General features: G+C 70.6%; 21 protein-coding genes. 9 read left to right on the top strand and 12 right to left on the bottom strand.

What is annotated here, in order from left to right; all coding sequences use genetic code 11:
• Positions 1-26: 26 nt before the first annotated feature.
• The 5 genes from C1I92_RS28260 to C1I92_RS28240 form a co-directional block, all read right to left on the bottom strand.
• Positions 27-779, bottom strand: a complete 753-nt coding sequence (locus tag C1I92_RS28260) for a succinate dehydrogenase iron-sulfur subunit (RefSeq protein ID WP_111257970.1) — start codon at positions 777-779, stop codon at positions 27-29.
• Positions 779-2,524 carry a succinate dehydrogenase flavoprotein subunit gene (gene sdhA, locus C1I92_RS28255; protein WP_111257969.1) on the bottom strand — a complete coding sequence of 582 codons (1,746 nt, stop codon included), beginning with the start codon at positions 2,522-2,524 and terminating at the stop codon, positions 779-781. The genes C1I92_RS28260 and sdhA overlap by 1 nt, the downstream gene beginning before the upstream one ends.
• Positions 2,525-2,550: 26 nt before the next feature.
• Positions 2,551-2,994, bottom strand: coding sequence for a succinate dehydrogenase hydrophobic membrane anchor subunit (locus C1I92_RS28250; protein ID WP_111257968.1), 444 nt, complete (start codon positions 2,992-2,994; stop codon positions 2,551-2,553).
• A gap of 4 nt (positions 2,995-2,998) precedes the next feature.
• A complete protein-coding gene (gene sdhC, locus C1I92_RS28245; RefSeq protein WP_111257967.1) occupies positions 2,999-3,376 on the bottom strand; it encodes a succinate dehydrogenase, cytochrome b556 subunit in 378 nt (125 codons plus the stop codon).
• A 155-nt stretch (positions 3,377-3,531) separates the two neighbouring features.
• A complete protein-coding gene (locus C1I92_RS28240; RefSeq protein ID WP_111257966.1) occupies positions 3,532-4,662 on the bottom strand; it encodes a glycosyltransferase family 4 protein in 1,131 nt (376 codons plus the stop codon).
• Between the two features lie 235 nt (positions 4,663-4,897).
• Here C1I92_RS28240 and C1I92_RS28235 point away from each other — a divergent pair, with 235 nt between their 5' ends.
• Together C1I92_RS28235 and C1I92_RS28230 are read left to right on the top strand one after the other, a co-directional pair.
• A complete protein-coding gene (locus tag C1I92_RS28235; protein WP_146605317.1) occupies positions 4,898-5,473 on the top strand; it encodes a hypothetical protein in 576 nt (191 codons plus the stop codon).
• Positions 5,474-5,530: 57 nt separating this feature from the next.
• Entirely contained in the window at positions 5,531-7,108 is a 1,578-nt protein-coding gene (locus tag C1I92_RS28230) for an acyl-CoA mutase large subunit family protein (RefSeq protein WP_111257964.1), read from the top strand.
• A 13-nt stretch (positions 7,109-7,121) separates the two neighbouring features.
• Here the strand turns inward: C1I92_RS28230 and C1I92_RS28225 are convergent, their stop codons facing one another.
• From C1I92_RS28225 to C1I92_RS28195, 7 genes are read right to left on the bottom strand one after another with little or no spacing between them, the layout of a single operon-like run.
• Complete coding sequence (locus tag C1I92_RS28225; protein ID WP_111257963.1) at positions 7,122-7,958, bottom strand: carbohydrate ABC transporter permease; 837 nt, start codon at positions 7,956-7,958, stop codon at positions 7,122-7,124.
• The gene (locus C1I92_RS28220; protein ID WP_111257962.1) at positions 7,955-8,899 is read right to left on the bottom strand and encodes a carbohydrate ABC transporter permease; all 945 of its coding nucleotides are present in this window, start codon (positions 8,897-8,899) and stop codon (positions 7,955-7,957) included. The genes C1I92_RS28225 and C1I92_RS28220 overlap by 4 nt, the downstream gene beginning before the upstream one ends.
• A 2-nt stretch (positions 8,900-8,901) precedes the next feature.
• Positions 8,902-10,152 carry an extracellular solute-binding protein gene (locus tag C1I92_RS28215; RefSeq protein WP_111257961.1) on the bottom strand — a complete coding sequence of 417 codons (1,251 nt, stop codon included), beginning with the start codon at positions 10,150-10,152 and terminating at the stop codon, positions 8,902-8,904.
• Between the two features lie 35 nt (positions 10,153-10,187).
• A complete protein-coding gene (locus tag C1I92_RS28210) occupies positions 10,188-11,387 on the bottom strand; it encodes a DegT/DnrJ/EryC1/StrS family aminotransferase (RefSeq protein WP_111257960.1) in 1,200 nt (399 codons plus the stop codon).
• Entirely contained in the window at positions 11,384-12,184 is an 801-nt protein-coding gene (locus tag C1I92_RS28205; protein WP_111257973.1) for an amidohydrolase family protein, read from the bottom strand. Before C1I92_RS28205 ends, C1I92_RS28210 begins: the two co-directional genes overlap by 4 nt.
• On the bottom strand, positions 12,181-12,930 hold the full coding sequence (locus C1I92_RS28200; RefSeq protein WP_111257959.1) for an amidohydrolase family protein: 750 nt from the start codon (positions 12,928-12,930) through the stop codon (positions 12,181-12,183). The genes C1I92_RS28205 and C1I92_RS28200 overlap by 4 nt, the downstream gene beginning before the upstream one ends.
• 10 nt (positions 12,931-12,940) lie before the next feature.
• Positions 12,941-14,308, bottom strand: coding sequence for an ROK family transcriptional regulator (locus C1I92_RS28195; protein ID WP_146605316.1), 1,368 nt, complete (start codon positions 14,306-14,308; stop codon positions 12,941-12,943).
• Positions 14,309-14,328: 20 nt separating this feature from the next.
• Here C1I92_RS28195 and C1I92_RS28190 point away from each other — a divergent pair, with 20 nt between their 5' ends.
• The 7 genes from C1I92_RS28190 to C1I92_RS28160 all read left to right on the top strand — a co-directional run bounded on the left by C1I92_RS28190 (position 14,329) and on the right by C1I92_RS28160 (position 23,087).
• On the top strand, positions 14,329-16,422 hold the full coding sequence (locus tag C1I92_RS28190; protein ID WP_146605315.1) for a ligand-binding sensor domain-containing protein: 2,094 nt from the start codon (positions 14,329-14,331) through the stop codon (positions 16,420-16,422).
• A 77-nt stretch (positions 16,423-16,499) separates the two neighbouring features.
• Positions 16,500-17,174 carry a hypothetical protein gene (locus C1I92_RS28185; RefSeq protein WP_111257956.1) on the top strand — a complete coding sequence of 225 codons (675 nt, stop codon included), beginning with the start codon at positions 16,500-16,502 and terminating at the stop codon, positions 17,172-17,174.
• Positions 17,175-17,366: 192 nt separating this feature from the next.
• Positions 17,367-18,485, top strand: a complete 1,119-nt coding sequence (locus tag C1I92_RS28180) for a BMP family lipoprotein (RefSeq protein WP_111257955.1) — start codon at positions 17,367-17,369, stop codon at positions 18,483-18,485.
• Between the two features lie 96 nt (positions 18,486-18,581).
• Positions 18,582-20,162 carry an ABC transporter ATP-binding protein gene (locus C1I92_RS28175; protein ID WP_111257954.1) on the top strand — a complete coding sequence of 527 codons (1,581 nt, stop codon included), beginning with the start codon at positions 18,582-18,584 and terminating at the stop codon, positions 20,160-20,162.
• Between the two features lie 74 nt (positions 20,163-20,236).
• Complete coding sequence (locus C1I92_RS28170; RefSeq protein WP_111257972.1) at positions 20,237-21,406, top strand: ABC transporter permease; 1,170 nt, start codon at positions 20,237-20,239, stop codon at positions 21,404-21,406.
• The gene (locus tag C1I92_RS28165; protein ID WP_111257971.1) at positions 21,403-22,689 is read left to right on the top strand and encodes an ABC transporter permease; all 1,287 of its coding nucleotides are present in this window, start codon (positions 21,403-21,405) and stop codon (positions 22,687-22,689) included. Before C1I92_RS28170 ends, C1I92_RS28165 begins: the two co-directional genes overlap by 4 nt.
• Positions 22,686-23,087, top strand: a complete 402-nt coding sequence (locus C1I92_RS28160) for a cytidine deaminase (protein ID WP_111257953.1) — start codon at positions 22,686-22,688, stop codon at positions 23,085-23,087. Before C1I92_RS28165 ends, C1I92_RS28160 begins: the two co-directional genes overlap by 4 nt.
• Positions 23,088-23,089: the final 2 nt, after the last annotated feature.

The raw sequence follows: 23,089 nt of genomic DNA, 5'->3' as shown, positions 1-23,089 counted from the left end.
GGGTGACGGCCGGAATGCCGGGTGGGTCAGACGCGGCGGAAGAGGAGGGCGCGCTTGACCTCCTGGATGGCCTTCGTCACCTCGATGCCGCGCGGGCAGGCGTCGGTGCAGTTGAAGGTCGTGCGGCAGCGCCAGACGCCGTCGCGGTCGTTGAGGATCTCCAGGCGCTGCTCGGCGCCCTCGTCGCGGGAGTCGAAGATGAACCGGTGGGCTCCGACGATGGCCTGGGGGCCGAAGTACTGGCCGTCGGACCAGTAGACCGGGCAGGACGTGGTGCAGGCGGCGCACATGATGCACTTCGTCGTGTCGTCGTAGCGGGCGCGGTCCTCGGGGGACTGACGGCGCTCGCGGGACGGGTCGTTCCCGGACGTGACGAGGAACGGCATGATCGACTTGTAGGCCTCGAAGAACGGGTCCATGTCGACCACGAGGTCCTTGAGCACCGCGAGGCCCTTGATCGGCTCGACCGTCACCGGCTTGTCCAGGGGCAGGTCCTTGAGCAGCGTCTTGCAGGCCAGCCGGTTGCGGCCGTTGATCCGCATCGCGTCGGACCCGCAGATGCCGTGCGCGCACGACCGCCGGAACGTCAGCGAACCGTCGATCTCCCACTTGATCTTGTGCAGCGCGTCCAGCACCCGGTCGGTGCCGTGCATCGTGACGGTGTGCTCCTCCCAGCGCGGCTCGGTGTCGGCCTCCGGGTTGAACCGGCGCAGCCGCAGCGTGACCTGGAAGGACGGGATGGCGCCGGCAACCGGCGCGTCAGCGACAGCAGCAGTCATCAGAACTTGCGCTCCATCGGCTGGTAGCGGGTGACGACGACGGGCTTGAAGTCGAGGCGGACCCCGTCGTCGGAAGGGGAGCGGTAGGCCATCGTGTGGCGCATGTAGTTGACGTCGTCGCGGTTCTGGTAGTCCTCGCGGAAGTGGCCGCCGCGCGACTCCTTGCGCTCCAGCGCGCCGACGACGATGACCTCGGCCAGGTCGAGCAGGAACCCCAGCTCGACGGCCTCCAGCAGGTCGGTGTTGAACCGGCGGCCCTTGTCCTGCACCGACACGGAGCCGTACCGGGCCTTCAGCGCGTGGATGTCCGACAGCGCCTGCTTCAGCGTCGCCTCGGACCGGAACACCTGCGCGTTCGCGTCCATCGTCTCCTGCAGCTCACGACGCAGGACGGCGATCCGCTCGCCGTCGGCGCGGTCGCGGATCCCCTCCAGCAGCGCGACGGTGTCGTCGGCCGGAGCGTCCGGCAGCTCGACCAGCGGAGCGCGAGACGCGAACTCCGCCGCCGCGAGCCCGGCCCGCCGCCCGAACACGTTGATGTCCAGCAGCGAGTTGGTGCCCAGCCGGTTCGCGCCGTGCACGCTGACACAGGCCACCTCGCCGGCCGCGTAGAGGCCCGGCACGACGTGCGTGTTGTCGCCCAGCACCTCGGCGTCGATCGTCGTCGGCATGCCGCCCATCGCGTAGTGCGCGGTCGGGAAGACCGGCACCGGCTCGGTGTACGGCTCCACGCCCAGGTAGGTGCGGGCGAACTCGGTGATGTCGGGCAGCTTCGCGTCGATGTGCGCGGGCTCGAGGTGGGTGAGGTCGAGCAGGACGTAGTCCTTGTTCGGCCCGGCGCCGCGGCCCTCGCGCACCTCGTTGGCCATCGCCCGGGCGACGACGTCGCGCGGCGCGAGGTCCTTCAGCGTCGGGGCGTAGCGCTCCATGAACCGCTCGCCCTCGCTGTTGCGCAGGATCGCGCCCTCGCCGCGGGCCGCCTCCGAGAGCAGGATGCCGAGGCCGGCCAGGCCCGTCGGGTGGAACTGGAAGAACTCCATGTCCTCCAGCGGCAGCCCGCGCCGGAACGCGATGGCCATGCCGTCGCCGGTCAGCGTGTGCGCGTTCGATGTGGTCTTGTAGACCTTGCCGGCGCCGCCGGTCGCGAACACGACGGCCTTCGCGCGGAACACGTGGATCTCGCCGGTGGCCAGCTCGTACGCCACGACGCCGGCCGTGCGGCGCACGCCGTCGACCTCGGTGAACAGCAGGTCCAGCACGTAGAACTCGTTGAAGAACTCGACGTCGCGCTTGATGCACTGCTGGTAGAGCGTCTGCAGGATCATGTGGCCGGTGCGGTCCGCGGCGTAGCAGGACCGGCGGACGGCGGCCTCGCCGTGCTTGCGGGTGTGGCCGCCGAACCGGCGCTGGTCGATCAGGCCGTCGGGCGTCCTGTTGAACGGCAGCCCCATCTTCTCCAGGTCGAGGACGGCGTCGATGGCCTCCTTCGCCATCACCTCGGCGGCGTCCTGGTCGACGAGGAAGTCACCGCCCTTGACGGTGTCGAAGGTGTGCCACTCCCAGTTGTCCTCCTCGACGTTGGCCAGCGCGGCGCACATGCCGCCCTGGGCCGCGCCGGTGTGCGACCGGGTCGGGTAGAGCTTGGTCAGCACGGCGGTGCGCACCCGCTGGCCGGACTCGAGCGCCGCGCGCATCCCGGCGCCGCCGGCGCCGACGATCACCACGTCGTACTGATGGGTCTGCATGGCTTGCCTTTCCGATGAAGCAGGGCTCACGGCACCGAGCAGAACGACGGCAGCAGGTCGGCGGCCGCGTCCGGCGGGCACGGGTCGAACGTGAAGATCACCAGCGTCCCGAGCACGATGGTGATGGTCGTGGCCGTGTAGAGGCCGACCTTCAGCCACAGCCGCAGCTGGTCCCGCTCGGCGTAGTCGTTGATGATCGTGCGCAGCCCGTTGGTGCCGTGCAGCATCGCCAGCCACAGCATCAGCAGGTCCCACACCTGCCAGACCGGGTCGGCCCACTTGCCGGCGACGAAGCCGAAGTCCAGCGCGTTGATGCCGTCGCCGGTCATCAGGTTCACGAACAGGTGGGTGAAGACCAGGATCAGCAGCAGCACACCCGAGGCGCGCATGAACATCCACGCGTACAGCTCGGTGTTGGTGCGGCCGCGCAGCCGGCGCGGCGTCCGCGGGGCCGGGATCGTCGTCGTCATCGCGTCAGCCCCCGAACACGTGGGAGAGGTGGCGGATCGTGAACGGCACCATCAGCAGCACCCACAGCGCGATCACGCCCACGAACAGGTGCTTCTGGTAGCGCGGCCCCTTCGACCAGAAGTCGACGAGGACGATGCGCAGGCCGTTGAAGCCGTGGAAGATCACGGCGGCGACCAGGCCGACCTCCAGGAGCCCGACGACCGGGTTCTTGTAGGTGGCGATCACCTCGTTGTACGCCTCCGGCGACACGCGGACCAACGCGGTGTCGAGGATGTGCGCGAAGAGGAAGAAGAAGATGCCGATTCCGGTGACCCGGTGGGCCACCCACGACCACATGCCTTCACGGCCGCGGTAGAGCGTGCCAGCAGGCGCCTTGGGCACGAACGTGCTGCCTTCCGATGGGATGGGGAGGGCCGGGCGTCCGCGCCCGGCCGTCGGCCATGCTAGCCCCGCCGGGACGGCCGAGTCCGTGGCCAATCTCACGTCTGGCCTGTTCAGGTGCCCTTTAGGCAGTGACATTTTTCACTGAGGGCACCCTAAACCGCGGGTGCCGCCTGCCGCCTGCGCACGATCGCCGTCGTGTAGTGCTCGACCAGCTGGCCGCAGATCGCCTCCCACGACCGGCCGTACACCGACTCGCGGGCCGCGGCGGCCATCCGGACCCGAAGGACGGGGTCCGCGGCGATCCGCCCGACGGCGGCGCGCAGCACGTCGCCGTCGCCGGTGTCGACGAGGTACCCGGACCAGCCGTGGTCGACGAGGTCGGTGGGGCCGCCGGCGTTCGGCGCGACGACGGGGACGCCGGAGGCCAGCGCCTCCTGGACCGCCTGGCAGAACGTCTCGGCCGGTCCCGTGTGCACGAACACGTCCAGGCTGGCGTAGGCGCGAGACAGCTCCTGGCCGGTGCGGAACCCGAGGAACGCCGCGTCGGGCAGGGCCGCACGCAGCGCGTCCTCGCTGGGACCGCCACCGACGATGGCCAGCTTGACGCCGGGCAGCCCGGCCAGCGCGGTCAGCGACGCGACGTGCTTCTCCGGCGCCAGCCGGCCGACATAGCCCACGATGACCTCGCCGGACGGCGCCAGCTCACGGCGCAGCGCCTCGTCGCGGTGGGCCGGGTGGAAGCGGACGAGGTCGACGCCGCGGCCCCAGCGGGCCAGCCGCGGGATGCCGTGCGCGGCCAGCTGCCGCAGGCTCGCCGTCGACGGCGCCAGCGTGAGGTCGGCCTGCTCGTGGATGCGCCGCAGCCAGGACCAGATCGCCTCATCGCCGAGCGTGCGCCAGATCCGGTAGCCGCGGGCGAACCCGGCCAGGTCGGTCTGGTAGACGGCGACCGTCGGCAGCCCCAGCCGGGCCGCCGCGTTCATCCCTGCCCGGCCCAGCCACACCGGCGCCGCGAGGTGGACGACGTCGGGCTGGAAGTCGCGCAAGATGCGGCTGATCCGCCGCCGGGTGGAGATGCCGACGATGCTGTCGTCGTTGCCGGGAAGGGCGAACGAGGGGACCCGGACGACCTGCTGGCCGTCGTACTCCGACACGCCTTCGCCGGGGGCGATCACGAGCGCTGTGTGCCCGTGTCGCGTGAGATGCTCCACGACGCGGCAGACCGAGTTCGTGACGCCGTTGATCTGGGGGAGGAACGACTCTGCGACGATCGCAACCCGCATGCCCCACACGATGGAGGCGTCCGGTGGCGCGACGGAGATGGCCGCATGAACGTCGGTTGACGCTCTGGCATCGGCTGTTCCGTCCCAGGCGATTCGACGCGCAAGCTTCTCACTATGAGAGACGCACGGTGACGCTGAGTGATGACAGCCAGCAAGATCGATACTACGAGTGCGCCTGCCGGCACCCGTCGGGCTCGGGCGTCTCGGCCGTGACAGGGCGACCTGGGGGTAGCGAGTGACGACCGAGATCGGGACTCCTGCGCGCGTGCTCCTCGTCGGGAAGCGGGTCCGCGTCCTCGACGAGCTGGGCCGGGCGCTGCGCGAGGCGGGCATGGTCGTCCGCGAGGAGACCGACGCGGACCGGGTGCGCTACGGCGTCGACGGCGCCAGCATCGACATCCTGGCGCTCGGCCGGGCCGTCACCGGGCCGAAGCGGGACCGGATGATCTCGTCGCTGAAGGCGCAGAACCCGACGCTGCGCGTCGTCGACGGCCTCGCGCCGATCCCGTCGATCATCGTGGCGCAGATCCGCGAGGTCGTGACGGCGCCCAACCGCGACACCCGCATCGTCGGCGCCGCCGCCTACGAGTCCGGCGACAACAGCATCGTGCTGGTGCTGCGCCGGCCGGCCCACCTCGACGTCACGCTGCACCGGCTGGACCCGCTCTACCGGGTGCACGAGACCGACGTCTACACCGGGCCGCTGGACAAGGGACGGCAGCGGCTGCCGCTGGGCCGGCGCGTCGGCCGGGGCGAGCGGTTCCTCGTCGTCGAGGCCGACCACGAGACGACGGTGCACCCGCTCGGCTGAGCCCGTTGTGCAGAAAGTCACCACCCACGCACGCGGCCGGGTCACTACCGTGAGGCCATGAGCACGACGGAGTCCGGGCTGCCCATCGAGCCGGTGTACGGGCCGGCGGCGCTCGACGGCTGGCCGGCGGACGAGCGGCTGGGCGAGCCCGGCGGCTACCCGTTCACCCGCGGCGTCTACCCGACGATGTACACGGGCCGGCCGTGGACGATGCGCCAGTACGCCGGCTTCGGCACGGCCGCGGAGTCCAACCGGCGCTACCACCAGCTGGTCGAGGCCGGCACCGGGGGGCTGTCGGTCGCGTTCGACCTGCCCACGCAGATGGGCTACGACTCCGACGCGAAGGTCGCGGCCGGCGAGGTCGGCAAGGTCGGCGTCGCGATCGACTCGCTGGAGGACATGCGGGTGCTGTTCGACGGCATCCCGCTGGGCGAGGTGTCGACGTCGATGACGATCAACGCGCCGGCCTCCCTGCTGTTGCTGCTGTACCAGCTGGTCGGCGCCGAGCAGGGCGTTTCCGGCGACAGGCTGACCGGCACCGTCCAGAACGACGTGCTCAAGGAGTACATCGCCCGCGGCACCTATATCTATCCACCGGCCGCGTCGCTGCGGCTGACCAGCGACATCTTCGGCTACTGCCGCCGCGAGCTGCCGCGCTGGAACACCATCTCGATCTCCGGCTACCACATGGCCGAGGCCGGCGCGACGCCCGTGCAGGAGGTCGCGTTCACGCTGGCCAACGCCCGCGAGTACGTCCGCGCGGCGTTGAGCGCCGGGCTGGACGTCGACGAGTTCGCGCCGCGGCTGTCCTTCTTCTTCGTGTCCCGCACGACGCTGCTGGAGGAGGTGGCGAAGTTCCGCGCCGCCCGGCGGATCTGGGCCCGGGTCATGCGCGACGAGTTCGGCGCGACGAGCCCGAAGTCGCAGATGCTGCGGTTCCACACGCAGACCGCCGGCGTGCAGCTCACGGCGCAGCAGCCCGAGGTCAACCTGGTCCGGGTCGCGGTGCAGGCGCTCGCGGCGGTGCTCGGCGGCACCCAGTCGCTGCACACGAACTCCTACGACGAGGCGATCGCGCTGCCGACGGAGAAGGCGGCCCGGCTCGCGCTGCGCACCCAGCAGGTGCTCGCCTACGAGACCGACATCACCCGCACCGTCGACCCGTTCGCCGGCTCGTACGCCGTCGAGTCGCTCACCGACGAGCTCGAAGCGGCCGCCGTCGGGCTGATGACACAAGTCGAGGACATGGGCGGCGCCGTCGCGGCGATCGAGCGCGGCTTCCAGAAGGACCAGATCGAGCAGTCCGCGTACGACGTCGCGAAGCAGATCGACGCCGGCCGGCGCACCGTCGTCGGCGTCAACCGGTACCTCTCCAACGACGAGGAGCCGTACGAGCCGCTGCGGGTCGACCCGGCGATCGAGCAGGCGCAGGCCGCCCGGCTGGCCGCGCTGCGCTCGTCGCGGGACGGCGACGCGGTTCGCCGCGAGCTCGACGCCCTGCGCGCTGCCGCGGCCGGCAGCGACAACGTGCTGGTCCCGATGCGGGCCGCGCTGGCGCAGCGGGCCACCGTCGGCGAGGTGTGCGACGCGCTGCGCGAGGTCTGGGGGACGTACTCGCCGCCGGCCGGCATCTGAGGCGGGCCGGCGCCTACTTCAAGCCCGTGATGGCGATGCTGTTCACGATGAAGCGCTGGACCAGCGCGAACACCACCAGGCATGGCACGACGGAGATCGCGGCCGCGGCCATCAGCTGGGCGAGTGGGACGTTCTCGCTGCGCAGCGTGGCCAGACCGACGGTGAGGGTCTGCATGTCTCTCGACTGCGCCACGACGAGCGGCCACAGGAAGTCGTTCCAGTGCCAGAGGAACACGAACACCGCGAGTGTCGCCAGGATCGGCTTGGTCAGGGGCAGCACGATCCGCCAGTAGACGCGCCATTCGGAGGCGCCGTCGATGCGTGCGGCGTCGAACAGTTCGTCGGGCAGGTCTCGGATGAACTGCCGCATGAGGAACACGGCCTGTGAGTTGGCGAGGGTGGGCACGATCAGCCCCCAGAAGGTGTTCAGGCCGCCCAGTCTCGACACGAGCACGAAGTACGGGATCAGCATGGCCTGGAACGGAACCATCAGGGTGGCGAGGAACGACCACATCAGTGCGTCCCGGCCCGGGAAGCGCATCTTGGCGAATGCGTATCCGGCCATCGAGGCCGTGAGCAGGATGATCAGCATCGAGAGGACCGAGTAGACGAACGAGTTGATCGTCCACCGGGTGAAGCCGGCCGCGGAGAAGATCTCGGTGATGTTCTCCCAGGTGAGCCGGTCGGGCAGCGCGTACGGCAGCGTCAGGGAGCCGGCTGGTGACAGGGCGACCACGATCATCAACGCGAACGGCGTGACGGTGATCAGGCAGATGACGGCCAGCAGGCCGCCGAGCGACATGGTGGCCAGGCGGTGACGTTGCCTGACGCCGGCGGTCTGCACGGTCATGTCGGCTCCCGGTCGAGGAACAGGCGCTGGATCAGGGAGACGATCAGGACGATGGCGAACAGGACGACGCCGATCGTCGCCGCGTATCCGAAGTCGAAGAACCGGAACCCCTGATCGAACAGCGCATAGACGAGGGTGTAGCTGGCTCGGACCGGGCCACCGCCGGTCATCACGTAGATGGTGTCGAAGACCTGGAACGCGCCGATCGTCTCGATGACGAGGACGAAGAACAGCGCCGGCCGAAGCAGCGGGAGCACCACCAGGCGAAATCGCTGCCAAGCGTTCGCGCCGTCGACCAGGGCGGCCTCCAGGTAGGACCGTGGAATCGCCTTCAGCCCGGCGACGAGGATCAGCATCGAGTAGCCGAAGCCCTTCCAGGCCGAGACCGCCGCGAGCGACGGGAGCACCAGGGAGGTGTCGCCGAGAAAGTCGACCGGGCCCAGGTCGGCCCGGCCCAGCAACCCGTTGATCAGTCCGTCGATCTCGTAGACGAATCGCCAGATCAGCCCGGCGAACACGAAACTGGTGACGTACGGCATGAACAGCATGCCCCGGAACAGGCCGCGGCCCCAGACGACGCTGTTGAGCAGCAGCGCCGTGCCGAGCGCCACGAGGACCGTGAACGGCACGTACACCGCGGCGTACACCAGCGTCGCCTTGAGGCTGACCGCGAACACCGGGTCGTCGAGGAGGCGTGCGTAGTTGTCGACCCCGATGAAGTCGTACTCCCCGCTGATCTTGTAGTCGGTGAAGCTCATGCCGACCGCGCCGAAAGCCGGCACGAACCGGAAGACGACGAACAGCGCGAGCATCGGCAGCACGAACAGCAGCCCGGTGATCGGCTCGCGGAGGCGGAACCGGAGCGGGGCCTTGGGCTGCCGAGCCGGGCCGGCGTCCTGGACGTCCCCGCGCGACACCGGCGGGTCGGCAAGGCGGGCCATCGTCAGGTCGCACCGAGCAGGGCGTTGGCCTCACTGGCGGCGTCGTCCAGGGCCTGCTGCGCCGACTTCCCGCCCTGGAGCGCCGCCTGGAGATGGGGCGCGAGCACGGACATCACCTGGCGGGCCATCGGGTGGGTGTCGCCCCAGAACATCTGGTCGATCGAGGACGTGAACAACCCGGCGTCGCCGGCTTCGTCGGCGACGGGCACGTCCGTGCGGGTCGGGATGTTGCCCGACTGCGCCGCCCACTCGCCCATCACGTCCGGGGACGACAGATACGCCAGCAGCTCCTTCGCCGTCTCGTTCTCCGCCGCGTGCTGAGCGAGCACCAGGCCGCCGGGCTGGCCGTAGGAGACCCGCTCCTTGCCCTCGAGCGGTTCGCCGACCACCAGGTTGTCCGCGCCGATCGCCTGTCCGAGCGTCTCGAGCTGGTTGAGCTGCGTCACCGGGAAGATCGCGGCCTGGCCGGCGGCGAAGGCGCTGCCGTCCAGCTGCATCTTGTCGGTGGCCGCGTTCGGCTGCAGCCCACCGACCGCGTTGAGGTCGAGCAGGAACTGCAGCGCCTCGACACCGGCCGGCTCGTTGAAGGCGACGGACGTGCCGTCGTCGCTGAACACGGAGCCGCCGTTCTGCCACAGGAACGGGTAGAAGGTCAGGTTGAGCGTGTCCTCGGGGTTGCCGAAGTAGTTGAGGACATGGATGCCGGCGGCGGCGAGGCTTGGCGCGGCGTCCTTGATCTCGTCCCAGGTGTCCGGTGGTTCGGTGATGCCGGCCTGCGCAAGAGCCGCCATGTTGTACACCGGCAGCGTCGCGGTGTGGACGCCCGGAACCCCGTAGAGCGTGCCGTCGACCGACAGCGCCTCCAACGCATTGGGCAGGACCTCGTCCCTGAAGGGTTCCACCACGTCGTCGACCGGCGCGAGGGTTCCCTGCTCGACGTACTGCGGGATCTGGTCCGGTCCGAGCGGCACGATGTCGAAGCCCTCGCCGGAGGCGAGCGCCGTCGTGATCTTCTCCTGCCGGCCTTCCCACGGTTGCAGCTCGATGGTCACGTCAGCGCCGGGGTTGGCGGCCTCGAAGTCCGTCTCCACCTGGGCCCAGAAGGCCTCGCTGGCCGCGGGGTCGGGGATGATCGGATACATCCACAGGGTGGCCCGGCCGCCTCCCTCGGTGCCTTCGTCGCTCGAGTCTCCGCAGGCGACCAGGCTCGTCGCGGCCACTATGGTCAACGCCATCGCCACTGTTGTTCTCATCTGCTGCTCTCCTTCACGTCTGCTTGACGCAGGCTCTAGTGCCCGCGAGCGATCGCCCGAGGGTCGGTGAGGACGCGCTCGAGCGCGGCCACGATGTCGGCGACCGCGTCGGGCGCCGCCATCAGGACGTTCTGCCGCAGCCACACCACGGCGGCGTTGGCCAGGTCGACGCCGGGCGTGGGCAGCACGGTGGACCGCCGCGCCACCGCTGGGAGGCGGCCGAGGTTCGGGAAGCCCCTGTCGACCGGCACCCCCTCGGCCGTCAGCGCCCGGACCACCCACTCCTTGTCCACGGGCTCGGAGTCGGTCCCGAGCCGCAGCAGCAGGAGGTGCCTGCTGTTGCGGTCGGTTCCGTCCGGATCGTCGAGGATCCGGACCGGGAGGTCGCTGCCGGCCAGGGCCGAGGCGAGCTGCCGGACGAACTGCTCGCGACGCTCGATCTCGTCGTCGAGCCGGTCCAGCCAGGGGATCAGCAGGGCGGCCTGCAGCTGCGTCATCCGCAGGTTCCAGCCAATCGTGGCGTGGTCGTACCAATAGCCGCCGCGGACCCGCCCGACGTTGCAGGCCGACCAGGCGCGGCCGGCCAGCGCCGGGTCGTTGGTGGTGATGAGACCGCCCTCACCGGCCGTCATCGCCTTGGTGGACTGGAAGCTGAAGGCCGCCACGTCGCCGAGGCTGCCGACGGGCCGGCCGCGGTAGCCGGCGCCGTGTGCCTGGGCGGCGTCCTCGACCACGACGAGGCCGTTCTCGCGTGCCAGTGCACGAAGGTCGTCCATCGGCGCCGGGCTTCCGGCCAGGTGAACCGCCATGATCGCCCGGGTGCGAGGCGTCAGCGCCATGGCGGCCGTCTCGCCGGTGAGGTGCAGATGCCGGGGGTCGACGTCGGCGATCACGGGAGTCGCCCCGAGCAACAGCACCGATGTCGCGCTGGCCACGAAGGTGTACCCCGGGATCACCACCTCGTCGCCCGGCCCGACCCCGGCCGCGATCAGGCTCGCGAACAGCGCCAGCGTCGCGTTGGCCACGGTGACGCCGTGCCGGCATCCGTGGCGGCCGGCGAAGGCGGTGGCCAGGTCGTCGCACAGGTGACCGTCCGTGGCACCCCAGTTGCCGCTGTCGACGACCGAGTGGAGCAGGGCGCGCTGCGCCTCGTCCGCCGGCGGGGGCCAGGCCGGCCATCCGCGGGTCCGCAGCGGCGTGCCACCGTCGATCGCAAGGGCGGTGCGTATGGTCATCCTCGCCTTCCCAACAGGTCCTGTTCTCTGGACGGCTGCCGATGTGGCGGCAGCCGCCTGCCGAGCAGCCGGACGGCGTTGCCGCCGAGCACGAGTTCGCGATCGGCGTCGGCCAGGCGCGAATGGACCACCTTGCCGAGGCCCACCCGAGGGTCGAGGAAGTTCGCGTCGGTCCCGAACAGGACCTTGTCCGCGCCGGCGATCGCCACCATTCGTTCGAGCCATCGCGTGGTGAGGCGGGAGCCCGCGATCTCCAGGTGGAGCCCTGGTTGGGCGGCCGCCAGCTCGGCGGCTCGTGCGAATCCGTCGGTCCAGAGCCCGGCGTGACCGACCAGCAGCGTGAGCCCGGGATGGCGGCGCGCCACCTCCGCGAGATCGGCGGGGTCGGAGTAGTCGGACCGCGTCTGCCCGTGTGAGAGCACGGGGACCGAATGATCAGCCGCCAGCCGCAGGTAGCGCTCGTATCGCCGGTCCAGCACGGGCACGCTGTGGAAATCGGGGTGGACCTTCAGACCCCAGACGCCCGGGACGTCGAGCTGGTCGGCGATGACCCGGTCACCGTCGCGGTCGTGCGGGTTCGCGACGAGCCACGCTCCGAGCCGTCCCGGATACTGGGTGGCCAGGTCGATCGCCATCGTGTTGCCGCGCCGCGCGTCCAGATTGAGCGCAACGAAGTGGGACACGCCGATCGCATCGATCCCGACCCGGTCGGCCATCCTCAGCAGCCACTGCGCCGACGGCTCCGGCACGAAGAAGTCACCGGGCGAACCGAGGTGTCCATGGATGTCGACGATCACCAGGGCCACCTCTCGCCGATGAGCTCCCTGGCGCTGCCCGCCGCGACCATCTCGACGTCCGGCTCCGGCAGTTCGAGGTGGTCGAGAAGGAAGCGGGGTCCAGCGTCATCCCACAGCGGCGCTCCGGTGCCGAACACGAGCCGGTCCGGCCCGTATTCGCGGGCAAGCCACTCGACTGCGCCGGCGGCCACGAGCGTCCCGGTTTCGATGTAGACGCCAGGGAAGGTCTCCAGTAGCTCCGCCAGCCTGCGCAGCTCGCGGTACCCCGCGCTCAGCACGAGAATCCTCAGCCGCGGATGGGTGGCCGCCAGTGCCGAGATGAGCGGAAGTCCGCATTCGCCGGCATCGAGCGCCACCGGGATGTCGTGAGCGGCCAGCTCCCGCCACCAGGAGCGGGCCACCGGGCCGAGCGGATCGAAGTGGTGCCGAACCGGACAAGCCCGGACCAGCGCCGGAGCCGCCCCGAGGATGTCCTCGGGGGTGGACGGCCATCCGCTCGTGCCAGCAGGGATGATCACCTGCGCGGTGAGATGCCTGGTCGGCGCCGCCTCGGCGGCCAGCCACGCGGCGACCGTCTCACGGGTGTGCTCGCTGCGTGGGTCGCCGAAGATCTCGGCCGTGCAGCTGACCGCACACGCATCGATCGCCAGGTGGTCGAGCTCAGCCACGAGCCCATCCAGATCGGTGGTCGTCACGTCGTCGGACGGGATCGGCCCCAGCAGCCGGTGCGCGTCGAAGACCAGCATCTGCGCCTCCTCACGGTGTCCGGGGCCAGCCGGCCGCCGACGAGCCCTCGCGGACGGCGGTGACGCCGAAACGTTCCTGCTCCACCCAGCGCAACGACTGGTGGATGCCGCCCTGGACGATCGCGTCCGCGCCGAGCGTGGAGAACTCCAGCTGCGGCTGCTCGAGCGTCTCGAACCGGAGCGCGTCGTCGAGCGAGTCGAGCAGGGCCTGGCCGAGCTCCGTGATGTCGCCCCCGATCACGATCACCTCGGGATCGAGCAGGGACCGGAGGACCGCGATCCCGCGCGCGAAGCGCGAGCTGATCGTGCGCACCGCGCTGAGTGCCCACGGCTGGCGGCTGCACACCGCCGCCGCGAGCTCGGTGAGCGTCAGCGTCTCGGAGGAGGGGCGCTCCGCCGACGAGCCGGCGATCCGCAGCAGCTCGCGAGTGCCGACCGACCGCTCGAACGGGCCCAGGTCCGCGTCGGTGCCGTCGGGTGTGTCCGGAAGGCCGATCTCGAGGTAGCCGAGGTCGCCGGCGTCGTTGGAGGCGCCTCTGTACAGCTCGCCGTGGATCAGGATCCCCGCGCCGATCCGTTCGCCCCAGTGCACGAACACCAACGACTGCTCGGCGTGCGGAGCGCCCCGCCAGCGCTCGCCGATGGTGGCGAGCTTGATGGCGTTGTCGAGATACACCGGTGCGTCGACGGCCGACCGGATGCCCAAGAGGATGCCGTCCCCCACGATCTCGGGCATGCCGGGGCTGAGCGCGACGTGGCCGGTGGCCGGATCGATGATGCCGGGCGCGGCGACCGACACGTGCCACACGTCGTCAGGGCCGATCCCGGCCTGGTCGAGCACGTCCAGGACGACCGTGCGGAGCCATTCGGCGAACGCCACCGAGCCGTCGAGCGGGACCGTGGACTCCGCCACGATCTCGGCGGCGAGATCGGCCACGGCCACCCTGACGCGGCGGGCTTTCACGTCCACTCCCAGGACATGACCGGCCTCCGATCGGAACCGGACCATCTGTGGTGGACGGCCGGCCGGGCTCGCGGCGCGGTCCGGCGCCGAGATCTCGACCAGTCCCATCGACGTGAGCACGGCCAGCGAGCGGGAGACCGCCTGACGCGACAGTCCCGTCTGCTTTGCAAGAGAGGAGACGCTGGCCCGCCCGACCGATCGCAGATTCGTCAGGATCGCCGAGGCGTTGACCTCGAGCATGAACGACGTGCCAACGGCGACGGTCCTGTCAGCCACGGAGGCCGGCCGGCCGAGTTCCATTCCCATCTCCTCTCCGAGGGTTGCGTCACCGTAACATACATACGTATCGTACGGAACTAATTGAGTCCGAGCTCCAATCAGCCACCCGGCGGAGCGGCAGGGTCGCCTCGCCACGAAGGTAAGGAGTCCGACCTGTGCACCCTCGCCGATTACCTCGCGCCGCCCTGTCCGCACTCGCACTGGCGATCCTGACGTGCCTGCTCTTCACGCCGGTGTCGACGTCAGCTCCGGACGGCGGACCCACCGCAGCCCCGCTGGCCTTTCCGCAGTTCGCGGATCTGGGCAGAATCCCGCTGACGACGATCACCGCCGCCGGCGGCCAGACGGAGCAGATGCCCGACGGTTCGTATCGCACCTGGCTGGCCATCAGCGGGCAGCCGGCCGCTGGCGAGCCGGCCTACCTCGCCGAGATCGACCCGTTCCAGCGCACCGTCCTGCGGACCTTCCCGATGCCGAACGCACAGGGCGCCTGGGGCGTCTCCGTCGCCGAGAACGGTGACGTCTTCGCCTCCACCTACGGCGAGGGGCGCGCCTACTGGCTCCCCTGGGGCGAGGATGAGATCGTCGACCTGGGCCCGGCCGGCCCCGACACCAGCTTCCTCTGGGAGGGCGACACCGACGAGGACGGTGTCCTCTACGCCGGGACGTTCGAGGGGTTCGGAGGGCCACCGGTCCCGCAGGGACGGCTCGTCAGCTGGGACCCCAGGAACGACTCGTTCCGCGACTACGGCAGCTTCGGCAACCCCGCCTTCACCAACGTCCGCTCCGTCGCCGTCGACGGAGACACCATCTACGTGGGCGTCGGGCCGACCACCGGCTTCTTCGCCGTCGACGCGGTGACCGGCGCGAAGACCCAGCTGCCGTTCCCACCCGGGTACGCGGCCACCGACCAGTACACGTATCAGATGGACGTGGCCGGCGACTACATGTACGTGCGCTTCCTGGGTGGCGCCAGCCCGATCGTGTCGTGGCTGTGGGACCTCGACCTCGAGCAGTGGGTTCCGGGCGGCGACTTCGGCACGTGGAACGGACAGTCGGTCTCCGACCCGGTGAACGCCCAGCAACAGGTCTGGCTGGTCCAGAACGGCACGCTCGTCCGCTACGACCCGGGCAGCACGAGCGTGGTCGAGCACACGACGATGACCGGCCTCGGCGAGGCGAAGGGTCTCAACACCGTCGTCGACCCGGTCACCGGCAAGACCCTCGTCGTCTTCGCCCAGCCGAACGGCCAGATGGCGCTCTATGACCCGGTGACCGGCGAGGGCGACCTCGTCGCTGTGCAGGGCCTGACGGGAACGACGGCGTCGCCGCGCTCCATCGCCGTGGGGCCGGACGGCCGGGTCTATGCCGGCGGCTGGTTCACCTTCGATCGCGGGCTGGTCGCCTACGATCCCGACACCGCCGCCTGGACCAACTACCCGTTCCCGCACCAGACCGAGGCGATCACGACCATCGGCGACACGATGTATCTCGGGGTGTACCCCGACGCGCAACTGTTCGCCTACAAGCCGGCCGAGCCGTTCGGCCCGAACAACCCTCGGAAGCTGTTCGAGCTCGGGCCGCAGGGGCAGAGCCGGCCGTGGGCGATCGCGCCGGCGGGCGACCAGGTCGCGATCGGCACGAGCCCCGTGAGCGGTCTGACCAACGGCATGCTGGCGCTGTACGACCCCGACACAGAGAACCTGCGGATCGTGCCCGGTGTCGGAACCGGTCAGCAGGTGGTCTCGTTGGCGTACCGGAGCGGCGTCCTCTACGCGGGTACGCTCGGCTGCTGCCCGGGTCAGACGGACGGCAAGCTCTTCGCCGTCGACGTCTCGACGGCCCAGGTTCTCTGGGAGAAGGTCCCGCTCCCCGGCCAGAAGGGTGTCAACGCGCTGGCATTCGACCCCACCGGCCGGCTGTACGGCATGGCGGCGGGCACGATGTTCGAGTTCAACGTCACCACCCGCGCCGTGGTCCGGCAGCGCACGTTCTGGCCGTACGACTGGAGCACGGTGACGAACTTCGTGCCGCGTGCGGTCAACCTGACCTGGGATCCCAACGACGGCCACCTCTACGGATCCGCGATCTCACACGTGTTCCGCGTCAACCCCACGACGATGACGGAGACCCACCCGAACATCCGCGGGAACATGTACGCCTGGGACCACGTCTCAGGCGCGCAGTACTGGACTCAGTACCGCGGGTTCAACCTGATCACCGGGCGGTGGTACGCGCCGCCCTCGTGAGCGCCTGATCGACGACAGGGGCCCGTCGGGGTCCGGACGTACGATGGGCGGCGTCCGGACTTCGACGGAGGGGGCGCATGAGCCGACGCGGGCTGGCCTGGTGCGCCGCGGTGCTCGTCGTCATGCTGCCCGCCTCGTGCTCACCGGCCGGTGAGGAGCCGGCCGCGCCGCGCGACGGCGCGGCGACGGCGTCCGGCCGCGCGTCGACGCAGGCTCCCTCGTCGCCCGAGGAGCCGTCGCCGGGCGACGCGCCGGACGGGAGCCCGCAGCCCACGTTCACCCCGCCCTACCAGCCCCGCGGCGACGAACGCGCCGTCGAGCTGCCGGCCGAGCTGCCGATCGAGGCGCCCGACAGCGCCACCGCCGAGGAACACGCCGTGCTCGCGGCGGCCGGCCGGTTCATGGCCAGCTGGGACGCGGTCCTGTTCGGCGCCGGCGACGAGCGCTCCGGCATCCTGCGCACCGCGACCGACCCGCAGCTCGCACGGCTGCTCAACTACCTCGCCGAGTCCGCCGCCAAGGAGCGCGTCATCGTCGGAGAGCCGACCGAGCTGGAGCTGCTCGCCGTCTCCGTCATAGGCGACAAGGCCGAGGTCGACCTCTGCACGATCATGCGCGACTGGATCCAGTACACCGGCGGAACGCCGGAGCCGCAGCCGGAGGTCGAGCGGCTGATCCTCACGATGTCGCTGGCCGACGGCGTCTGGCTGGCGTCCGACACCGAGCAGGCCGACCCCGATCCGTGCGCCTGACCGGCCCCGCCGGCGCCGTCCGCCGCTGTGCGGCGGTTCGACAGCGACTTGGTCACGGAACCATCTCGGCTGCTCAGCGTGCGGTGGATTGGGGATGACGGCGGTTAGCCTACGGCTTGGATTCGTAGCGATTTCGGCCTCACCGGATACGAGTGGCACGGCCGATCGACCATCTGGGGCCTGGAGGGGCAGATGAACAAGAGGTTTCGGCTTGCTGCCGCGCTGAGCGCGGTCGCGCTCGCGGTGGCGGCCTGTGGCGACGCTCCTGAGGAGGACGGCGGCGACGGCGCGACCGGCGGGGCCACGGACGGCGCGACCGAGGGCGGCGGCGACTTCTCCGCGTGCATGGTCTCCGACCAGGGCGGCATCAACGACCGCTCGTTCAACGAGACCTCGTACAACGGCCTGGTGCTGGCCCAGGAAGAGGGCATCATCGCCGAGCCGAAGTTCGCCGAGTCGCAGACCGACGCGGACTACGGCCCCAACGTCGACGCGATGGTCCAGGACGACTGCGGCATCATCGTGACGGTCGGCTTCCTGCTCGCCGACGCGACCCGCGAGGCGGCCGAGGCCAACCCCGAGGAGCAGTTCGCGATCGTCGACTTCCAGTATGTCGACGACACCGGTGCGCCGGCACCCATCGACAACGTCAAGCCGCTGGTGTTCAACACCCACGAGGCCGCGTTCCTGGCCGGGTACGCCTCGGCCGCGCACTCCACCACCGGCATCGTCGGCACCTGGGGCGGCGCGAAGATCCCGACCGTCACCATCTTCATGGACGGCTTCTACGACGGCGTCCAGTACTACAACGAGCAGAAGGGCGCCGACGTCCAGGTGCTCGGCTGGGACAAGGCGACCCAGGAGGGCCAGTTCGTCGGCGACTTCGCCAACACCGGCCTGGCCCGCCAGATCAGCGACAACCTGATCAGCCAGGGCGCCGACGTGCTGCACCCGGTCGCCGGCCCGCTGGCCGAGAGCGCGGCCATCGCGGCGCAGGCGGCCGGCAACGTCGCGGTCGTCTGGGCCGACTCCGACGGCTTCGAGTCCGCGCCCGACTACGGCGACGTCATCCTGACGTCGGTGCTCAAGGGCATGGACCAGGCCGTCCTCGCGGCCACGCAGGAGGCGGCGGACGACGCGTTCACCAACGAGCCGTACGTCGGCACGCTGGAGAACGGCGGCGTCGGCATCGCGCCGTTCCACGACTTCGACTCCACCGTCACGCAGGAGACGAAGGACGAGCTCGCGCAGATCCAGGAGCAGATCATCTCCGGCGAGCTGGTCGTCGAGTCGGACGCGGCGTTCTCCTGACCGTCGGTCACGGCCACCCCGAACGGCCCGGTCACCGGGCCGTTCGGGGTACGGTCGTGCTCACGCTGCTGGCACCACAGAAAGGCGGTCCGGCCGTTGAAGCTCGAACTGCGCGGCATCACCAAGCGCTTCGGCAGCCTGGTGGCCAACGATGCCATCGACCTGGTGGTCGAGCCGGGCGAGATCCACTGCCTCCTGGGTGAGAACGGCGCCGGCAAGAGCACGCTGATGAACGTGCTCTACGGCCTCTACCAGCCAGATGACGGTCAGATCGTCGTCGACGAGCAGAAGGTCTCCTTCTCCGGTCCCGGCGACGCGATGGCGTCCGGCATCGGCATGGTCCACCAGCACTTCATGCTGGTCCCGGTGTTCACCGTCGCGGAGAACGTCATGCTCGGCCAGGAGCACGTCGGCGCCGCCGGCCTGCTCGACATGGACGCCGCCCGGCGCGACGTCCGCGAGATCTCCGAGCGCTACGGCTTCAACGTCGACCCCGACGCCTACGTCGAGGACCTCCCTGTCGGCGTGCAGCAGCGGGTCGAGATCATCAAGGCGCTGGTCCGCAAGGCCGACGTGCTGATCCTCGACGAGCCGACCGCGGTGCTGACGCCGCAGGAGACCGACGAGCTGATCGCGATCATGCGCCAGCTCAAGGCCGACGGCACGTCGATGGTGTTCATCACGCACAAGCTGCGCGAGGTCAAGGCGATCGCCGACCGCATCACCGTCATCCGCCGCGGCGCCGTCGTCGGCGAGGCGTCGCCGAGCGCGTCGGAGAACGAGCTGGCCTCGATGATGGTCGGCCGCGCGGTCAGCCTCACTGTCGACAAGGCGCCGGCCGAGCCCGGCGACGTCGCGTTCTCCGTCACCGACCTCAGCGTCGTCGACGAGCGCGGCACCGCCGTCGTCGACCACGTCTCGTTCGACGTGCGCGGCGGCGAGATCCTCGCCGTCGGCGGCGTGCAGGGCAACGGGCAGACAGAGCTGGTCGAGGCGATCCTCGGCGTGCAGGAGCACGTCACCGGGTCGATCCGGCTGGACGGACGCGAGTTGCTCGGCCGCGGGGTCGACGACGTGCTCGACGCCGGCGTCGGGTTCGTGCCCGAGGACCGCACCGTCGACGGCATCGTCTCCAGCTTCTCCGTCGCCGAGAACCTCGTCCTCGACCTCTACAAGCGCGCGCCGTTCGCCCGTGGGCTGTCGCTGCGCGGCTCGGAGCTGGCGAAGAACGCCGAGCAGCGGGTCGAGGAGTTCGACATCCGCACCAGCGGCATCGACGCTCCGGCCGGCACGCTGTCCGGCGGCAACCAGCAGAAGGTCGTCGTCGCGCGCGAGCTGTCGCGGCCGCTGAAGCTGTTCATCGCCGCCCAGCCGACCCGCGGCCTCGACGTCGGCTCGATCGAGTTCGTGCACAAGCGCATCGTCCGCGAGCGCGACCACGGCACGCCGGTGATCATCGTCTCCACCGAGCTGGACGAGATCAGCGCGCTGGCCGACCGGATCGCCGTCATGTACCGCGGCCGCATCGTCGGCATCGTCCCCGGCGACACCAGCCGCGACGTGCTCGGGCTGATGATGGCCGGCATCGCGCCGGACGAGGCACAGGCCGAGGCCGAGGCGCACCCGACGGAGGTCGAGCAGGCCGTTTCCGGCGAGCAGGAGGATGGACAGCCGTGACCGACCCGAAGCCTCCCGTGGACGTGGCGGAGGAGCCGCCCGCGCCGCGTCAGGAGACGTTCTTCCAGCGGTTCATGCGCGAGCTGACCGGCGGCAGCATCCTCGTCACGATCCTGTCGGTGGTGCTGGCGCTGCTGATCGGCGCCGTACTGATCGCCGCGTCCGACCCCGACGTGCAGGACCGCGCCGACTACTTCTTCTCCCGGCCCGGTGACACGCTCTCGGCCGCGTGGAGCGCCATCAGCGACGCGTACGGCGCGCTGTTCACCGGCTCGATCATCGACATCGACGAGTACACCGTCGGCCGGGCGCTGCGTCCGCTGGCGGAGACGGCGACCAACGCCGCGCCGCTGATCGCCGCCGGTCTCGGCGTCGCGCTGGCGTTCCGGGCCGGCCTGTTCAACATCGGCGCCGAGGGCCAGATCATCCTCGGCGCGATCCTGGCCGGCTACGTCGGCTTCGGCTGGCACCTGCCAACCGGGCTGCACCTGATCGTCGGCGTGCTGGCCGGCATCGTCGGCGGCGCGGTGTGGGGCGGCGTCGTCGGCCTGCTGAAGGCACGCACCGGTGCGCACGAGGTCATCGTCACGATCATGCTCAACTACGTGGCGCGGTTCCTCATCGCCTACCTGCTGACGACGACGGCGTTCCAGCGGCCCGGCGCCTCGAACCCCGTCAGCCCGATCGTCGACGACTCCGCCCAGCTGCCGCGCTTCTTCGACGACTCGCGGCTGCACCTGGGGTTCGTGCTGGTGATCCTCGCCGCGTTCGGCGTGTGGTGGCTGCTCGAGCGCAGCACGATGGGCTTCGAGTTCCGCGCCGTCGGCGCCAACCCGAACGCCGCGCGCACCGCCGGCATGTCCGTCAGCCGCACCTACGTCTGGGTGATGCTGCTGGCCGGCGGGCTGGCCGGGCTCGCGGGGGTCATGCAGGTGCTCGGCACCGAGCGGTACCTGACGTCCGGCATCTCCGCCGGCATCGGCTTCGACGCGATCACCGTCGCGCTGCTCGGCCGGGCCAGTCCGTGGGGGACGGTGGCCGCGGGCCTGCTGTTCGGCGCGCTGCGCGCCGGCGGTGTGCCGATGCAGGCCAGCACCGGCACGCCGATCGACATCATCGTCGTCATCCAGTCGCTGATCGTGCTGTTCATCGCGGCGCCGCCGCTGGTCCGGGCGATCTTCCGGGTGCCCGTCCGGTCCGCCGGCCAACCCGTCGCCGGGCTGCAGAGGGGGTGGGGCGCGTGAGCGCGCCGACTGTTCTGGCGCCGTCGGCGCCGGCCGCGCCGGACATCGCCGTTCGGCCCAGCTGGAAGGCGCCGATCGCGTTCGCCGTGCTGGCGCTGGTCGCCCTCATCGCGTTCGGCATCCTCGGCGAGTCCGGCCAGACCAGCACGTTCGGCATCTCCACCAGCTCCGACGCCTGGCAGATCGACCCGCTGGCGCTGTCGTCGCAGCCGGTGGCGCTCGGGCTGTCGCTGGTGTGCGTGGTGGTCGCGGCGTACGCCGCGTGGCTGGTGCGCGCCGGGCATTCGGTGCCGATGTGGCTGACGGTCCTGTTCACCATCGCGTTCGTGCTTGCGTTTCTGGTCTGGGCGGTGGCGGGCGAGCAGATCTCGTTCACGTCGCTGCTGCAGGGCGCGTTGGCGCTGTCGGTGCCGCTGGTGTTCGGCGCGCTGTCCGGCGTGCTGTGCGAGCGGGCCGGCGTCATCAACATCGCCATCGAGGGCCAGCTGCTCGCCGGCGCGTTCCTGTCCGCCGTCGTCGCCACCCTGACCGGCAGCCTGTACGTCGGGCTGGTCGCCGCGGTCGTGGCCGGGCTGCTCGTGGCGTTCGTGCTCGCGGTCTTCGCGATCAAGTACATCGTCAACCAGATCATCGTCGGCGTCGTGCTGAACGTGCTGGTCCTCGGCGTGACGAACTTCCTGTACGGGCAGCTGCTGGCGCCGGAGGCGGCGACGTGGAACAGCCCGGGGACACTGCCGCGGGTGGAGATCCCGCTGCTCAGCGAGATCCCGGTGATCGGGCCGGTGCTGTTCGAGCAGACGATCATCGTCTACGCCATGTACGTCACCGTCGCCCTCGTGCACGTCGCGCTCTTCCGCACCCGCTGGGGCCTGCGCGTCCGCGCCGTCGGGGAGCACCCCAAGGCGGCCGACACGCTCGGGATCCGGGTCAACACGGTGCGGTTCCGGAACGTGCTGCTGGGTGGCGCGGTCGCGGGGCTCGGCGGGGCGTTCTTCACGTTGGGCAACGTGGGCGCGTTCTCGCGGGAGATGTCGGCCGGTCAGGGGTTTATCGCGCTGGCGGCGATGATCTTCGGGCGGTGGAGCCCACTGGGTGCGCTGGGCGCGGCGCTGCTGTTCGGGTTCGCGAACAACCTGCAGAGCCTGCTGGGGATCATCGGGACGCCGATCCCGAGCGAGTTCATGCTGATGCTGCCGTACATCCTGACGATCTTCGCGGTCGCCGGGCTGGTCGGCCGCGTCCGGGCGCCGGCCGCCGACGGCGAGCCGTACGTGAAGTCGTGACCGACGTCGACTGGGACGCCTTGCGCGCCGCCGCCGTCGAGGTGGCGGCGCGCGCCTACGCGCCCTACTCCGGCTTCCCGGTCGGCGCGGCGGCCCTGGTCTCCGACGGCCGCGTCGTCACCGGCTGCAACGTCGAGAACGCCGCCTACGGCGTCACGCTCTGCGCCGAGTGCGGCCTGGTGTCGTCGCTGATCGCCGGCGGGGGCGGCCGCCTGGTCGCCTTCACCTGCGTCGGCGGCGCCGATCGGCGGCTGACCATGCCGTGCGGGCGCTGCCGTCAGCTCCTGTGGGAACACGGCGGCGCGTCGCTGCTGGTCGAGACGCCGCAGGGGATCCAGACGATGGACCAGGTGCTGCCCCAGGCGTTCGGCGCAGAGGAGCTTCCGCCGCGCCCCTAGCG

The sequence above is a fragment of the Jiangella anatolica genome (assembly GCF_003236295.1).
Classification (GTDB): domain Bacteria; phylum Actinomycetota; class Actinomycetes; order Jiangellales; family Jiangellaceae; genus Jiangella; species Jiangella anatolica.
This window is presented reverse-complemented; position numbering and strand designations above follow the sequence as displayed.

What these genes read in the sequence shown, in the direction of transcription:
- C1I92_RS28260 (WP_111257970.1), bottom strand. Translation starts at nt 779, where the DNA reads ATGACTGCTGCTGTCGCTGACGCGCCGGTTGCCGGCGCCATCCCGTCC.
- sdhA (WP_111257969.1), bottom strand. Translation starts at nt 2,524, where the DNA reads ATGCAGACCCATCAGTACGACGTGGTGATCGTCGGCGCCGGCGGCGCC.
- C1I92_RS28250 (WP_111257968.1), bottom strand. Translation starts at nt 2,994, where the DNA reads ATGACGACGACGATCCCGGCCCCGCGGACGCCGCGCCGGCTGCGCGGC.
- C1I92_RS28240 (WP_111257966.1), bottom strand. Translation starts at nt 4,662, where the DNA reads ATGCGGGTTGCGATCGTCGCAGAGTCGTTCCTCCCCCAGATCAACGGC.
- C1I92_RS28230 (WP_111257964.1), top strand. Translation starts at nt 5,531, where the DNA reads ATGAGCACGACGGAGTCCGGGCTGCCCATCGAGCCGGTGTACGGGCCG.
- C1I92_RS28225 (WP_111257963.1), bottom strand. Translation starts at nt 7,958, where the DNA reads ATGACCGTGCAGACCGCCGGCGTCAGGCAACGTCACCGCCTGGCCACC.
- C1I92_RS28220 (WP_111257962.1), bottom strand. Translation starts at nt 8,899, where the DNA reads ATGGCCCGCCTTGCCGACCCGCCGGTGTCGCGCGGGGACGTCCAGGAC.
- C1I92_RS28215 (WP_111257961.1), bottom strand. Translation starts at nt 10,152, where the DNA reads ATGAGAACAACAGTGGCGATGGCGTTGACCATAGTGGCCGCGACGAGC.
- C1I92_RS28210 (WP_111257960.1), bottom strand. Translation starts at nt 11,387, where the DNA reads ATGACCATACGCACCGCCCTTGCGATCGACGGTGGCACGCCGCTGCGG.
- C1I92_RS28200 (WP_111257959.1), bottom strand. Translation starts at nt 12,930, where the DNA reads ATGCTGGTCTTCGACGCGCACCGGCTGCTGGGGCCGATCCCGTCCGAC.
- C1I92_RS28185 (WP_111257956.1), top strand. Translation starts at nt 16,500, where the DNA reads ATGAGCCGACGCGGGCTGGCCTGGTGCGCCGCGGTGCTCGTCGTCATG.
- C1I92_RS28180 (WP_111257955.1), top strand. Translation starts at nt 17,367, where the DNA reads ATGAACAAGAGGTTTCGGCTTGCTGCCGCGCTGAGCGCGGTCGCGCTC.
- C1I92_RS28170 (WP_111257972.1), top strand. Translation starts at nt 20,237, where the DNA reads ATGCGCGAGCTGACCGGCGGCAGCATCCTCGTCACGATCCTGTCGGTG.